This window comes from Exiguobacterium aurantiacum, from assembly GCF_001766415.1.
Taxonomy (GTDB): domain Bacteria; phylum Bacillota; class Bacilli; order Exiguobacteriales; family Exiguobacteriaceae; genus Exiguobacterium; species Exiguobacterium aurantiacum_A.
The window spans coordinates 768,113-782,100 of the sequence record NZ_MKXO01000001.1 but is presented as its reverse complement, the minus strand read 5'-3'; the positions used below and the strand labels follow the sequence as shown (position 1 = coordinate 782,100).

The following is a 13,988-nucleotide window of genomic DNA, read 5'->3' as shown; positions in this document are numbered from 1 at the left end:
CGTCAGACCGTTTCTTTTCGAGCTGCGTCTACCGCTCGATTGGTGCTTCGATACGCATGGTACGCCAAGTACGAGATGATCCCGAAGTAGCACGTGATCAAGAAAGCGTGCAAGAGCGGTACATATGTGGCGTGGCCGCCAAGGACGATCCATGCACCCGTGCCGACTTGAAGCATGATGAAGAATAGTGAGGCCCACATGCCCCGTTCGACGAGACGGTTCGTTTCGCGTCGGGCCAAATAGAGGACGTAGAGCGTGTAGAAGACGAGGAGTGCCGCCATGATGCGATGCCCCATTTGAACGTATGATTCGAACGTCCACACGTTTTGCTCACAGATCGGCCAACCGACACAGGCGTACGTCGCACCGAGGTGTCTGACGTAAGCTCCTGTGTAGACGACGACCATCGTGTAAATCGTCAACCCGTACAAGTGAATCTTTAGTTTGTCGGATACCGCTTTGTGTACCCGTTCACCTTCGAATAAAAGAATCGTCAGGATGAGCAGGGACGCGAACGAGACGAGCGAGATCCCGAAATGGAGCGCGAGAATCGCGTCCGACTGTTGCCAGATGACGGCTCCGGCGCCGATGATCGATTGGATCAACATGAAAATGAACGCTAGGAACGCGAACACTTTGACATCGAATCGATTTTTGACGACCGTGAACGTCCAAATCGTCAAGGCGATGATGAGGAGTCCCTCAATCCCTGACACGACGCGGTGACTGTATTCGATCATCGTCTCGACGCTCGGGTTCGTCGGGATCAGTTTCCCGTGACAGAGCGGCCAGTCCGTCCCGCAACCGTCACCTGAGTCGGTTTTCGTAACAGTACCGCCCATGATCAAGACGAGCATCATACCGAGGGTGACGAGGCTTGAGAATAGTGCGAGTTTTTTATGCATTCGTTTCCACCTGCTTTTTGAGAAAAATCACTAGAATTGTGCCTTGTATGTTTTTATTTTTTTCGCCATACTTATTATACGGCTTTAGTCCGGAAAAACGAAACGGAAAAGCTTGCAATCGCTATCAAAATCGTTATCCTAGTATTAGCACAGGAATTTTACTGTGACAATTATCACACGTTCGCCATAAAAAACTCGCTATTTTACAAGCATAAACGACGTATTCTTTTTGGAAATATGGTATCTTTGTAATGAGTTAGGTGTACTTTGTTCATATTGTGTTTTTTCTGTGAAAAGAATACGAGTATTTCGTGATTATGTGGGGGGGTCAGCATGACAAAAGTCAACCCGGGAACAGTGGCAGAAGTAGACTATACAGAATCCGCCGCCTCGTTCCGTGACTATGTTGCTTTGGCAAAAATGGGAATCGTACGCGCTAACCTTTTGTTAGTGTTCGCCGGTTTCTTTGTGGCAACAACATACCAGAGTGACACGCCAGTGCTTTATTTGTTTGAAGTTTGGCCACAGCTCTTATTAACGATGTTAGGAAGCGCACTCGTCATTTCCGGGAGTTGTTACCTAAACAACTTCGTGGACCGTGATATCGACTACTTGATGGGACGTACAGACAATCGACCGAGTGTCACCGGTAAAATTTCAGGGGAGCGCATTTTACTTCTCGGACTTACGCAACTTGCGGTCGGGACATTACTTTTATTGATCGTGTCGTACGTAGCAGCAGTCTTCGGTTTAATCGGGGCATTTTTTTATGTCGTTATTTATACGATGTGGCTAAAACGGACACATACGTTGAACACGGTCGTCGGCAGTATCTCCGGAGCGGTTCCACCGCTGATCGGATGGGCCGCGATTGACCCGGCGCTTCATATCGACGCCTGGCTCATGTTCCTCGTCATGTTCTTGTGGCAACCGCCACATTTCCTCGCGCTCGCGATGCGACGCGTCGAGGAATACCGGGCGGCAGGCATTCCGATGCTGCCCGTTGTAAACGGCTTCGCGATCACCAAGCGGCAAATCATTTGGTGGATTGCGACGCTCATTCCAGCATCGCTCTTGTTTATGCATTACGGTACGGTCTACGTGATCATTGCGGCCGGTCTTGGGGGCTACTGGTTATATCTCGGTTTGAAAGGGTTTAAAGCCGAAGATGAGATCAAGTGGGCTAACAAAATGTTCTTTTATTCATTAATTTATTTAGTCGTGTGGATTGTCGCACTCATGCTGACGGCACTGCCTTCGTCATGACGGCACTTTGGTAATCGCACTCACTATATAGAAACCATTGCACATCATTTTGGGAGAAAGTGGGGATTGTTGTGAAATCATTTAAGAAGCTTCTGTTTGGCATCGTCCCGATGATGATGTTCGCGCTGCTATTGTCAGGGTGCGGCGTAGAGGGATTGTCTGCATTGAAGCCGATGGGAGAAGGCGCTGAAATTCAGCTCCGGATCATTCTCATCAGTTTGGCAATCATGCTCTTTGTACTTGTCATCGTAACGGTCATTTACGTGTACGTGCTCATGAAATTCCGTCGGAAAGATGAATCGATTCCGAAGCAAGTGGAAGGTAGCAGCACGCTCGAGATGATTTGGACAGTCGTTCCGATCATCTTGCTCATCATTCTCGCTGTTCCGACAATCACAACGACTGTCGAACTCGCGAAAGCGAAAGAAGCGAAAAAAGAAGAAGAGATTAACGTTACAGCCAACCTGTACTGGTGGGAGTTCGAATATCCGAACGCTGGTGTTGTCACAGGACAAGAACTTGTCATCCCGGTCGGTAAACGGGTCGGTATCAACTTGACATCAAAAGACGTCATTCACTCGTTCTGGGTACCGGCTTTGTCTGGTAAGACGGATACGAACCCAGGGTTAGATAACGAGATGTGGTTGCATGCGAACGAAGCAGGTACGTTCTACGGTAAATGTGCCGAGCTTTGCGGACCATCGCACGCGCTCATGGACTTCAAAGTCATCGCCCTCGAGCAAGCTGATTACGATCAGTGGCTCGAAGACATGAAAGCGAAGCAAGACGAGAACACAGAAAACCTTGTCGCCGACAATCAAAACTTGACGACAGGTGAGCAAGTGTACGTCGAAAGCTGCTTGAGCTGCCACGGTGGCGGTAAAGTCGCGCCGAGCTTGACGAACTTCGGTGACCGCGAGTGGTTGGCGGGTTACCTCGAAAACAACGAAGAAAAGTTGAAAGAATGGATTCGTGATCCACAAGCATTAAAACAAGGCGCGCTCATGCCTGGCTTCAGTGAAGGCCAAATCAGTGATGAAGAGTTAGATGCACTCGTTGACTTCTTGTACGATCAGAAGATTGACTAACGGGAAAAGGGGGATTTCACGTGGCACAGACCACTGCTATGCAGCAACCGCGTAAATACAATGGCATCATGGATTGGGTTACGACGGTTGACCACAAAAAAATCGGTATTTTGTATTTGTTCTCAGGAATCTTCTTCCTCCTTCTCGGTGGAATTGAAGCGTTACTTATTCGTTGGCAACTCGTTCGTCCGATGAACGATTTCGTCAGCGGCGAAGTGTTCAACCAGTTGATCACGATGCACGGGACGACGATGATCTTCCTTGCGGCGATGCCGATGCTATTCGGTTTCATGAACGCCGTCGTGCCGCTTCAAATCGGGGCGCGCGACGTCGCGTTCCCGTTCATTAACTCGCTCGGTTTTTGGTTGTTCTTCTTCGGTGGACTCATGTTGAACCTTAGCTGGTTCTTCGGCGCTGCACCGAACGCGGGTTGGACGGCTTACGCGCCGCTCTCGACGCAACCGGAAGCGACAGGGGTCGACTTCTACGCCCTCGGTCTTCAAATCTCAGGGTTCGGTTCACTCATGGCCGGGATTAACTTCCTCGTCACGATTTTGAACATGCGGGCACCAGGCATGAAACTCATGCGGATGCCGCTCTTCACGTGGACGACGTTCGTCGCTTCGGCGTTGATCGTCTTCGCGTTCCCGCCGCTTACAGTCGGCTTGTTCATGTTGATGTTCGAGCGTCTGTTCGGAGCCGTTTACTTCAATCCGGCAATGGGCGGTAACGTCGTCATTTGGGAACACCTCTTCTGGATCTTCGGTCACCCAGAAGTTTACATCTTGATCTTACCGGCATTCGGTATTTTCTCGGAAATCATTCCGACGTTTGCGCGTAAACGCTTGTTCGGTTACACGACGATGGTATTCGCTACGATGCTCATCGGGTTCCTTGGCTTCATGGTTTGGGTTCACCACATGTTCACCGTCGGTCTCGGACCGGTCGCGAACTCGATCTTCGCCGTCGCGACGATGGCCATCGCCGTTCCGACAGGGGTCAAAATCTTCAACTGGCTGTTCACACTTTGGGGTGGGCAGATCAAGTTCAACGTTCCGATGCTTTACTCGGTGGCGTTCATCCCATCGTTCCTCGTCGGAGGGATGACAGGGGTTATGCTCTCGGTCGCACCGGCTGACTATCAGTACCACGATAGTTACTTCGTTGTCGCCCACTTCCACTACGTTATCGTCGGTGGGGTCGTCTTCGGTCTTTTCGCAGGACTGTTCTACTGGTTCCCGCTCATGTTCGGCAAAGCGCTCTCTGAGAAGCTTGGCTACTGGCAGTTCTGGTTGTTCTTCATCGGGTTCCACTTGACGTTCTTCCCGCAACATTTCCTCGGATTGTTCGGGATGCCACGCCGCGTCTTCACTTACTTGCCGAATCAAGGGTTTGAGACGATGAACTTGCTGTCGACGATCGGTGCCTTCTTCATGGGTGTGTCGACGATCATCTTGCTCATCGCCGTCGTCAAGGCGTTCTTGTCGAAAGACGTCGTCAAACCGGACCATTGGGAAGACGGACGTACGCTCGAGTGGACACTTCCTGTGCCGACTCCAGAGTACAACTTCGCACAAACACCGCTCGTCAAAGGGTTGGACACGTTCTGGCTCGAGAAGATGGCGGGTAACAAACGGGTTTCTGTCGCTGAACCAGTGTCAGACATCCACATGCCGAATAACTCATTGATCCCGTTCTTCATGTCACTCGGGTTATTCATCGCTGGACTTGGCGCGATTTTCCAAATGGACAACCCGGTTGTCGGTTGGTCACTTATCGTCATCGGTTTACTCATCACGTTCGTGTCGATGTTCCTCCGTTCATGGATCGACGACCACGGATTCTACATTCCAAAATCACAAATCGAAGCGGATTTGAAAGCGATTCGTGAGAAAGGAGAACAATAAATGGCACATGCAGTTGAAAAACACCCAGTGACCGGTATTCCGGCCAATCCAGAGAAAGCCACGCTGGAAGGGAAAAATAAATATGTGGCCTTCTGGTTCTTCCTTGGAGGAGAGACGGTTCTCTTCGCCTCGTTGTTTGGAACGTACGTCGGGCTTCTAAATTCTGGTGCGCCAGAGGAACTTCGCTCGTACAACATCTTTGAGATGGGGCTCGTCTTCATGATGACGATGCTCCTCCTCACGAGCTCGCTCACGAGCGTGCTCGCGATGATGAACATGAAAGCGAACAATCCAGGTCGAATGAAGTTTTGGTTGATCGTGACGCTTCTTCTCGGGGCAGGGTTCTTAGGAGCTGAGATTTACGAGTTCATCCACTACTACAGTATCGGTCACACGTTCACGTCGAGTGCGTTCGGATCTGCGTTCTATACGCTCGTCGGATTCCACGGCGCTCACGTCACGTTCGGTCTCCTTTGGATCACGACGCTGTTGATCCGCAACTGGAACCGTCCGATCGATGTCTACAACGCACCGAAGTTCTACGTGTCGAGTTTGTATTGGCACTTCATCGACGTTGTTTGGGTCTTCATTTTCTCGATCGTCTATCTCTTAGGGATGGTGAGCTGACATGGAAAAAAATCCAATGAACGAAACACACAAACAGTTAGAGCTTGAAGTGAAGGCAGAGTCGAGACGCGAGTATCAACTTCAGTTGATCAGTTTCGCGATGATGATTTTGCTCACGTTTGTCGCGTTCGGCGCGGTCTACGCGGAGCTCATGCCGGTATGGGCGGCGGGTGGCTTCTTGATCATCCTCGCCATCATCCAAGTGTTCTTGCAGCTGTACATCTTCATGCATATGAACAACCGTGGCAACACGTGGATCGTCGGAATGATGTGGCTTGGTATTTTCGTAGCCATCATCACTGTCGCGGCACTTCGTTTGCTCATTTGGTAAAAATGTGACAAAGGATTGAACATCTGTGGAAACATAGATGATTCAGTCCTTTTTGCTTTACTTCAAAAATAAAGGAATAGTAATCTTGAAGTGAACGGTTTCATTGGTTTGGGAGAGAAAGAAAAGGGGTGAAGGGATGCTCTGGAATACATCAGAGCTACTCAAACAGTTCGAATGGACAACGCTTTGGAGTCCGTTGTTCGGATTGTTGATGGTAGGGTTGTACGTCCTCTATGCGTTCGTCACAGAGAGAATGGCGAAACGAGGGTACGAGTCGACCACGTTGCTACAAAAGTTCAGCATGTTGTTTGCGATCGTGCTCTATTACATCGGATTTGGTAGTCCAGTCGACGTACTCGCGCACATCATCTTCTCGGTGCATATGTTGCAGATGGTGCTCGTCTACGTGTTAGCGCCGGCGCTCGTCATTTACGGATTGCCGTATTGGGTATTTGAAAAATTATTTAGTTATAAAGTAATCGGGCCGACGCTTAAGTTTATGACGAAACCGCTGATCGCGCTCGTGTTGTTCAACGCGTTATTTACGTTTTACCACATGCCATTCATCTTTGATTACGTGTTAACGAACTACGGGGTGCATCGCATCTTTCACGGGGCTCTCGTCGTCTTCAGTTTGACGATGTGGTATCCGGTAATCGCCCCGTTCCTCTCGGATGAAGAAGAGGGGATGTCCGATTTGAAACGGATGGTGTACATCATCGCAAACGGTGTGCTATTGACGCCTGCTTGTGCGTTCATCATCTTCAGTCAAGGAATTCTCTATGACGCCTATACGGACGTTGAGACGTTCGCGACGGTGCTCGGATACTGTATGCCGAACGGAGACGTATCCGGTCTCGACTTAAACGCCTTGATGGGTGCGACGAACAGCGCCCTCGAAGACCAGCGCTTCGGCGGGGTATTGATGAAGCTTGGACAGGAAGTCGTGTACGGTTTCTTCTTCGGCTGGACGTTCTTCGGTTGGGTACGCCGGACGAAATCGCTCGCGCTTGACGAAGGCATGTCATTCACACCGAACGAACCGAAAGAGAAAAAATGAACTAAGTCAAAGGGGAAACATCGATGAACTATCTTGCCTTAATTAGTGTGACATTCATTGTAATCAGTGCGATTTTGGTCGCCATCGGCTGGACGATTATCGCGCGCGACCGCCGCAATATTGAAAAGCATAAGAAAGTCATGACAGCAGCTGCCGTCGCGGCGACGACGTTCTTTATCCTTTACGTCTCGCGGACGATCTTTGTTGGGAATACCGCATTTGGAGGTCCGGACTCGGTGAAGCCGTACTATCTCGCTTTCATGATTTTCCACATCATCCTGGCGACGACAGGTGGTATCCTCGGATTGATCACACTCTATCTTGGCTATAAAAACAAGATCGAGAAACATCGTAAAATCGGACCGAAAGCATCAGTCGTCTGGTTTTTCACAGCCATTACAGGTGTGATGGTCTATGTTCTTCTCTATGTGGCGTTTGAACCGGGTGAGACGACGAACGTCTTCCGGGCCATCATCGGAGGATGACCGAAGAGAGGGGGATGAGCATGAAACGGAATAGTTACTTGACGGTCGGGTTGACGGTCGTCATTTTGATCGCTATCGGAGCGGCCTCGTATTTCCTCTTCTTCAAAGAAGATGATTTGCCGGTCATCCAAGAGCCGACCCCGTTCACGTTGACGAACGCGCTCGATGGCCAACCGTACGACTCAGATAACGGCAAAGTCAAAATCGTCACGTTCTTTTATACGAACTGTCCCGACATTTGTCCGCTCACGCTACGCGACTTCATGAAACTCGAGCAAAACTTGAAGGCGAACGACTTGTACGGCACTGACGTCGAACTCGTCGCCATCACGGTCGACCCGGAAGTCGATACGATCCCGGTACTTGAGAACTACGGAGCGGCGTTCCAAGCTGAGCCAACTGGATGGAAGATGTTGACCGGTGACAAAGCCGACATCGACCGGATCACCCGTCAGCTTCAGTTCTATTATTCGAAAGCGAATAGTGGACTTGTCACCCACGCGACGACGATGTATATCATCGACCGTCACCATGATGTTCGTGCAGTCGCGCAAATGGCGACGACAGGAGAAAAACCAGTCGACATCGAAACCATTATGGAGGACGTGTTGGTGCTCGTTGCAGAAAAGGAGTGAAGAAGATGAACGATACGATGGCTGTCATCGGAAACGATTATTCATACGGAGATGTGACGATTGCAGAGCGGGCGATCGAGGATTTGATTGCGTGCAGCGCGATCGAATTCGGATTGCGTGAAGTGAAAGTCGTGTCGCTCTCGAAAGAGCGGTACGATTATCTACTGATCGCACCCGTCTCGCTTAGCGAGGCAGAGCGGTTGTACCGTTACGTCCGCGACCAGTTCGATCTATTGCTCGGACAAGTCGACGTGACGCTAAACGTCATTGCAAGTCGTTAAGCGTATGTAAAAATGGAGAACCCACAGCGGGTTCTCCATTTTTTGTTGAGTGGCCATAAGAAAAACCCTTCGTTTAGAGGGGTTTGACTTCCAGTGTTTCCGCAAGAGCCGCGAGACGACGCTCACAGTCGCGAACGATTTCTTCTGGGAACTCTTCGTCGTACTCGACGCCGTGCGGGTAGTAATGTTTCCCGAGAATCGGTGTCACCATTTTAACGACCGCATGACGGTCCTCGATTTGGCCTTCAATCGCATAAACCGGCAAGCGCAGGTAAAACGTCTCGCCCGTCGATTGCTTCTCGTACTTCATATCATACGTCGCACGCTCATAGTCCCAAGCGCCTTCACGGATGAAATGATGATGATCCATGATCGTCTCGAGCAAACCGAAGCGGATCTCTTTTCCCTCGATGTGGAACTGCTCAAATTTCATCATAATCCCCCTTTTCCCTAATAAACCTCATATGTCATCATATCATATTCGAAAACGTTCTTGGAATAACGTGTGTTCAAATTGTGAAAAAAAGATGAACGGTCAAGACATTGTTTCGAGATACGCCGCAATCTTGTCGATAAGTCTCACGCCGAGCGGCATCAATCCTTCTGAACCGAAGAAGACGTTGAATTCCAAGATGTAAAAATTATCCCCTGAGACGATGACGTCGAACGCGGCGTGATTGATGTGAAGCGTCTTCGCGATCGAGAGCACTTCTTCCACGACGTGACCTGGGATATCGTCATACGAGAAGTGGGCACCTTGGGCGACGTTGTTTAAAAAGGCCTCACTGACGCGCCAATAAGAACCGACGACTTCTTCGCCGATGACGATGATGCGCAGGTCACGGTCGTTCGGGATGAACTGTTGGACGTAAAACGTCTCGTGTTTGTCGACGTATTCGAGCCATTCTTGTTCATTTTTAATGAGCCAGACGCCTTGACCCATCGAGGACTTGGCGGTCTTGGCGACGAACGGGTATTCGAACTCTTCAAGGACGCGTTCGATCGTGTACGGGTTCTTCCCGTAAATTAACGTCTTCGGGATGCGATGCGGGAACGTCGCTGTGAAAGCGCGTGTCATCTCGATTTTATCGTGCCCGAGGTGGTACGTCGCCGGAGACGGGAAGATCGGTTTGTTCAATCCGTAAATGATCGAGTTGACCATCCAGTACTCCGGGAAGAGGATGAGATCGGCCGCCCGGACTTTATCGAGCTGATCATAATAATATTCTGGTTTCGCATAGTCGGTTTTCATACCGGCCGAACGAATCATGTTAAACGAGACTTTTTTCATCGTACACCGCACGAAGCGGTGGTTCACTTCCTTTCTGCATTTACGTCACGTTCAATTATAAGGCCGATTGCTCACAGAGGGAATCAATTGTGGTAAAATCATGTCAGAAAGGGTGAAAGCCATGATTATTACTGAACAGACGATTGATTTGCTCGATCAAACAGAAGCATTGACTGCCTTGATCGAGACGAGCGAATCGTTCCAAACATATATCGCGACAAAACAAGCTCGCGCTCGCTCGAAAGAAGCCCAGGAAGTCGAACGGGAATTTTTACGAATGAAAGAAGATTATGAGTACGTGCAACGGTTCGGGAAACATCACCCGGATCACGATCGTATTAAAAAAGAGATGCATCTCGTGAAGCGTCGTCTCGACGTGCAACCGGAAGTGGCCGCCTTCAAAAAGGCGGAACGTAACTTGGATAAGTTACTCGGAGAAGTGAGTGAGCTGTTGGCGTTCTCGGTATCTCCAAAAATCAAAGTGCCTACCGGCAACCCGTTCTTCGATGAGGGTGGCTGTTCCGGTGGCGGAAGCTGTGGCGGAGGAGGCGGAAGTTGTGGATGTGCTGGCTGAATCATTCGAGTTAAAAGGTCGAATCGGACTCGTCGTTTACGTGCAGTCGCTCAAACAAGTGAAAGCGCTGCGTCGCTACGCAAACTTATATTACGTCTCGAAGCGTGAGAAGTACGCCTTTTTATATACGGACTTAGAAGACCATGAGACGATCATCGAGAAAATCAGTGCCTTGCCATTCGTCGACGCGGTCGTTCGGAGCGAACGGCCTTTCATTGCCGAGACGTACGAGCCAAAGCAGAAATAAACGGGCGAGATGAAGGTGGTGACGCCTTCATCTTTTCTAATGGAGGATCAACGATGCGAGTCATTTCAGGAGAACGAAAAGGGACGCGCCTAAAGGCGGTCCCAGGGTCGACGACACGACCGACGGCAGATAAAGTAAAAGAATCATTGTTTAATATCATCGGCCCTTACTTCGCCGGGGGGGATGCCCTCGACCTTTACGCGGGGAGTGGCGGTCTCGGGATCGAGGCGTTATCACGGGGGTGCGACCGTGCCGTCTTCGTCGATCGTCATGGGAAGGCGATTCAAACGATACAGGACAATCTACGGGCGACGCGTTACGAGGCACAAGCGACGATTCAAAGACAAGACGCGCGGGCCGTCCTCGACCAACTCGCCGAGACGGGGCGGTCGTTTAAACTCATTTTCATGGACCCGCCGTACCATGAGGAAGAACATGAATCGTTTTTACAACTCATTGAATCGAACCGACTGTTGACAGACAACGGCGTCGTCGTCTGCGAACATGGCAGCGAGACGACGTTGCCGGATCGGGTCGGTCTGCTCGAAAAAATTAAGGTTCAACGCTACTCGTCTGTCATTACGATCAGCCTTTACGAGTACGCAACGACCGAGGAGTGAACATATGAAACGGATCGCGATTTGCCCGGGGAGCTTTGACCCGATTACGAACGGACATTTAGATATTATTGAGCGGGCGGCAGCCATCTTTGATGAAGTGATCGTCGCGGTGCTCGAAAACTCGAGCAAGGCACCGTTATTCAACGTCGAAGAGCGGCTCACGCTCATTCGGGAAGTGACATCGCATTTACCGAACGTGTCAGCGGACGCGTTTGGCGGGCTGCTCGTCGAGTATGCCGCTAAACGAGAAGCAGCGACGATCGTCCGCGGTCTTCGGGCCGTCTCTGACTTCGAATACGAACTTCAGATCGCTTCGATCAACAAGAAGTTAAACGAGGACGTCGAGACGCTGTTTATGATGACGAACAGCAAATACTCGTTCCTCAGCTCGTCGATCGTGAAAGAAGTCGCCAAATACGGCGCCTCGGTCGCTGAACTCGTTCCCGAACAAGTCGAACAGGCACTTCGGAAAAAATATGAAGTGAGTCAACAGCAATGAAGTCGCTGAAGATCGGCTTCGGTATCCTCGTCGCCGTGCTCATCTTTTTGTTTGCCCCGTTACCTTATTACATCACGTATCCGGGCGAAGCGACGACCATCGAAAGCTTTATGACGGTTGAAGACGGGACGAAAGATGCGGGTGAACTGATGATGGTCACGATCTCGCAACGACGGGCGACACCGCTTTGGCTCGTCGGGAGCTGGTTCACGCCGTTCACGGAAGCGAGTCCGTCTAGTCGCTATTTGTATGACGGCGAAGGGGAAGACGATTACGAGCGAAGACAGCAGCTGCTCATGTCATCGTCGCAGCAAGCGGCCATTCAATACGCGTACGGTCTAGCCGAAGAGGACGTGACCGTCACGTTTGACGGCATGTACGTCTCGGCTCCAATCACCGGGTCGCTCGCGGCGAACGTCCTTAAACCAGGTGACGTCATTACAGCGCTTGACGGCCAATCGTTCGCGTCACGTCTTGATTTCATCAACCGCGTCTCGGCGTTCGAGACGGGGGATGAAGTGACGATCACGCTCGAACGGGATGGACGGGAACGTGTCGTGAAGACACTCGTTCAACCGCTCGACCGGAGCGGGGACCGTGTCGGTCTCGGAATTTATGAGCCGCTGCCGGTGCAAGATGTGCGCACAGAACCGGACGTCACGTTTGAACTGACGAACGTTGGGGGCCCCTCGGCCGGTCTCATGTTCACGCTAGAGATTTATGATCAGTTGACGCCGGGTGACTTGGCGGGCGGTGAGACGATTGCCGGTACTGGCACGGTCGATGAAGAAGGAAACGTCGGTCCGATCGGTGGGGCGTGGCAAAAAATCGTCGCGGCTGACCGAGCCGGTGCCTCGGTGTTCTTCGTGCCGGCCGGTTCGAATTATGATGAAGCGCTGGAATCACTCGACCGGCTCGAGAGCGATATTGCAGTCGTTCCGGTTGAAACGGTCGAGGACGCCATCGATTATTTGGAGTCGATGAATTGAGGGGTTTGCATATGCTCGAGCAGTGACCGGTTGCCGAGAGGTAACCGGTACGCCTCGGTCACACGAGCTTCGAACGCTAAATCAGACTGGTACTTGCTGACGAGCGGTACCATTTTTTTTATGTCTTTTAAGACGCTACGGCCAATCGCATTGAATGCGAGCGGACGGACGTATGGGACTTCGTCAAATCGTTCCGGAAGTTCGTCACGTTTCCAATGGATGAGGACCGAGACGAGAGCGCGCTGGATGGCCGTACGTGTATAGCGTCGCGTCAACAGACCGCTCATAGCTTGTTCGAACGTCGGTGCGAGACCTGCTTCGATCAAGCGAGGGGACAACGAAGCGTCAATGCCGACGAGTTGTTCGAGTTCTGACTTCGGGATCGTCCGTAACTTGAATTGCAAGACAGGCCAATAGAGCGACCAGTGGGCCATCGACGTCTGCTGGAATAACGCCCGTGTCGCTTCTGGGACAGCCCGGACACTCCCGGTCTCGAGATAGTGGGCCCGGACGCCCGTTGCCGACATGACGTCCGAGACGCCTGTATCGTGGTAGCCGGCCCCAAGACGCTTTACGGTATGGAGTGAGATGGTGCGAGCGGCTTTCGCATAATGATAGGCGAGAATGTTGTTTGGAAGCGTCAAGTCAAAAGTTGGATAAAGTGCCGCAAACGCCTCGCTCGATGCTTTGGCGGATGACTTGCCTGCTTTTAAGGCGTGTTGGAGCGCGTCATGATAGGCGGGTGTCGCTTCGATGCCAGCGTGTGCCGCGCGCAGGATCGCATCGGCATCGCCGCTCTCACTGCCGAAAGAGAGCGTCTGGCATCCGATTTGTTCCGCAATGGCGACAGCCGAGCTCGCGAACCGGTCGGCGCGTTGGACGCCGTAACAAGTCGGCAGTTCGATCACAAGGTCGATCGCCCCTGTTTTGACTGCCGCCGCAGCCCGGCTCCACTTGTCAAAAGCAGCCGGTTCACCGCGCTGTGTGAACTGGGCACTCATGATGGCGATCATGGCGTCGGCGTCCGTTTCGATTCGAGCTGTTTTTGCCTGATAGAGATGTCCGTTATGGAACGGATTGTACTCCGCGATGATGGCCGTCTTTTTCATAAATTTACTCCTTTGCATTGTCGATTGGATTGGTGTAAGATAGGTAAGTACGCTTTGGCAAAGCGCCGTCGCCA

18 protein-coding genes are annotated in these 13,988 nt (G+C 51.2%); 14 read left to right on the top strand and 4 right to left on the bottom strand.

Annotated features, from left to right (window positions below; all coding sequences use genetic code 11):
• Positions 1-2: 2 nt before the first annotated feature.
• Positions 3-905 carry a COX15/CtaA family protein gene (locus BJU60_RS04025; RefSeq protein WP_070327580.1) on the bottom strand — a complete coding sequence of 301 codons (903 nt, stop codon included), beginning with the start codon at positions 903-905 and terminating at the stop codon, positions 3-5.
• 333 nt (positions 906-1,238) lie between these two features.
• On the opposite strand from BJU60_RS04025, the gene cyoE reads away from it, so the two are divergent.
• From cyoE to BJU60_RS03980, 9 genes are all read left to right on the top strand, one after another.
• Positions 1,239-2,171, top strand: a complete 933-nt coding sequence (gene cyoE, locus BJU60_RS04020; RefSeq protein ID WP_070327579.1) for a heme o synthase — start codon at positions 1,239-1,241, stop codon at positions 2,169-2,171.
• A 110-nt stretch (positions 2,172-2,281) separates the two neighbouring features.
• Entirely contained in the window at positions 2,282-3,259 is a 978-nt protein-coding gene (gene coxB / locus BJU60_RS04015) for a cytochrome c oxidase subunit II (protein ID WP_070327956.1), read from the top strand.
• A gap of 38 nt (positions 3,260-3,297) precedes the next feature.
• Positions 3,298-5,166 carry a cytochrome c oxidase subunit I gene (gene ctaD / locus BJU60_RS04010; protein ID WP_070327578.1) on the top strand — a complete coding sequence of 623 codons (1,869 nt, stop codon included), beginning with the start codon at positions 3,298-3,300 and terminating at the stop codon, positions 5,164-5,166.
• Positions 5,167-5,793: a cytochrome (ubi)quinol oxidase subunit III gene (locus BJU60_RS04005; RefSeq protein ID WP_070327577.1), complete on the top strand. Its 627-nt coding sequence runs from the start codon at positions 5,167-5,169 to the stop codon at positions 5,791-5,793. It abuts the gene before it with no gap.
• A gap of 16 nt (positions 5,794-5,809) precedes the next feature.
• Positions 5,810-6,124 carry a cytochrome C oxidase subunit IV family protein gene (locus BJU60_RS04000; RefSeq protein WP_070327955.1) on the top strand — a complete coding sequence of 105 codons (315 nt, stop codon included), beginning with the start codon at positions 5,810-5,812 and terminating at the stop codon, positions 6,122-6,124.
• Positions 6,125-6,260: 136 nt separating this feature from the next.
• Positions 6,261-7,184 carry a cytochrome c oxidase assembly protein gene (locus tag BJU60_RS03995; protein ID WP_070327576.1) on the top strand — a complete coding sequence of 308 codons (924 nt, stop codon included), beginning with the start codon at positions 6,261-6,263 and terminating at the stop codon, positions 7,182-7,184.
• A gap of 23 nt (positions 7,185-7,207) precedes the next feature.
• Positions 7,208-7,669, top strand: a complete 462-nt coding sequence (locus BJU60_RS03990; protein WP_016509532.1) for a DUF420 domain-containing protein — start codon at positions 7,208-7,210, stop codon at positions 7,667-7,669.
• Between the two features lie 20 nt (positions 7,670-7,689).
• Positions 7,690-8,304 (top strand): SCO family protein, encoded by a 615-nt coding sequence (locus BJU60_RS03985; RefSeq protein WP_070327575.1) that lies wholly within the window; start codon positions 7,690-7,692, stop codon positions 8,302-8,304.
• Positions 8,305-8,309: 5 nt separating this feature from the next.
• Positions 8,310-8,585 (top strand): hypothetical protein, encoded by a 276-nt coding sequence (locus BJU60_RS03980; RefSeq protein WP_070327574.1) that lies wholly within the window; start codon positions 8,310-8,312, stop codon positions 8,583-8,585.
• A 73-nt stretch (positions 8,586-8,658) separates the two neighbouring features.
• Here BJU60_RS03980 and BJU60_RS03975 read toward each other — a convergent pair whose 3' ends face one another.
• Positions 8,659-9,018: a YugN family protein gene (locus tag BJU60_RS03975; protein ID WP_070327573.1), complete on the bottom strand. Its 360-nt coding sequence runs from the start codon at positions 9,016-9,018 to the stop codon at positions 8,659-8,661.
• Between the two features lie 102 nt (positions 9,019-9,120).
• Positions 9,121-9,876, bottom strand: a complete 756-nt coding sequence (locus BJU60_RS03970) for an ATP-grasp domain-containing protein (RefSeq protein WP_174545505.1) — start codon at positions 9,874-9,876, stop codon at positions 9,121-9,123.
• A gap of 121 nt (positions 9,877-9,997) precedes the next feature.
• Here BJU60_RS03970 and BJU60_RS03965 point away from each other — a divergent pair, with 121 nt between their 5' ends.
• Genes BJU60_RS03965 through BJU60_RS03945 form a run of 5 tightly spaced genes read left to right on the top strand, consistent with a single transcriptional unit; the run spans position 9,998 to position 12,805 of the window.
• Complete coding sequence (locus BJU60_RS03965; protein WP_070327571.1) at positions 9,998-10,450, top strand: YlbF family regulator; 453 nt, start codon at positions 9,998-10,000, stop codon at positions 10,448-10,450.
• Complete coding sequence (locus BJU60_RS03960) at positions 10,434-10,697, top strand: YlbG family protein (protein ID WP_016508973.1); 264 nt, start codon at positions 10,434-10,436, stop codon at positions 10,695-10,697. The genes BJU60_RS03965 and BJU60_RS03960 overlap by 17 nt, the downstream gene beginning before the upstream one ends.
• Before the next feature lie 53 nt (positions 10,698-10,750).
• The gene (gene rsmD, locus BJU60_RS03955) at positions 10,751-11,317 is read left to right on the top strand and encodes a 16S rRNA (guanine(966)-N(2))-methyltransferase RsmD (RefSeq protein WP_070327570.1); all 567 of its coding nucleotides are present in this window, start codon (positions 10,751-10,753) and stop codon (positions 11,315-11,317) included.
• A 4-nt stretch (positions 11,318-11,321) separates the two neighbouring features.
• Positions 11,322-11,816, top strand: a complete 495-nt coding sequence (gene coaD / locus BJU60_RS03950; RefSeq protein ID WP_016509015.1) for a pantetheine-phosphate adenylyltransferase — start codon at positions 11,322-11,324, stop codon at positions 11,814-11,816.
• Positions 11,813-12,805, top strand: coding sequence for a SepM family pheromone-processing serine protease (locus tag BJU60_RS03945; RefSeq protein ID WP_070327569.1), 993 nt, complete (start codon positions 11,813-11,815; stop codon positions 12,803-12,805). The genes coaD and BJU60_RS03945 overlap by 4 nt, the downstream gene beginning before the upstream one ends.
• Here BJU60_RS03945 and BJU60_RS03940 read toward each other — a convergent pair.
• Entirely contained in the window at positions 12,784-13,914 is a 1,131-nt protein-coding gene (locus tag BJU60_RS03940; protein WP_070327568.1) for a tRNA(Met) cytidine acetate ligase, read from the bottom strand. The two genes, BJU60_RS03945 and BJU60_RS03940, sit on opposite strands and share 22 nt — an antisense overlap.
• Positions 13,915-13,988 lie beyond the last annotated feature (74 nt).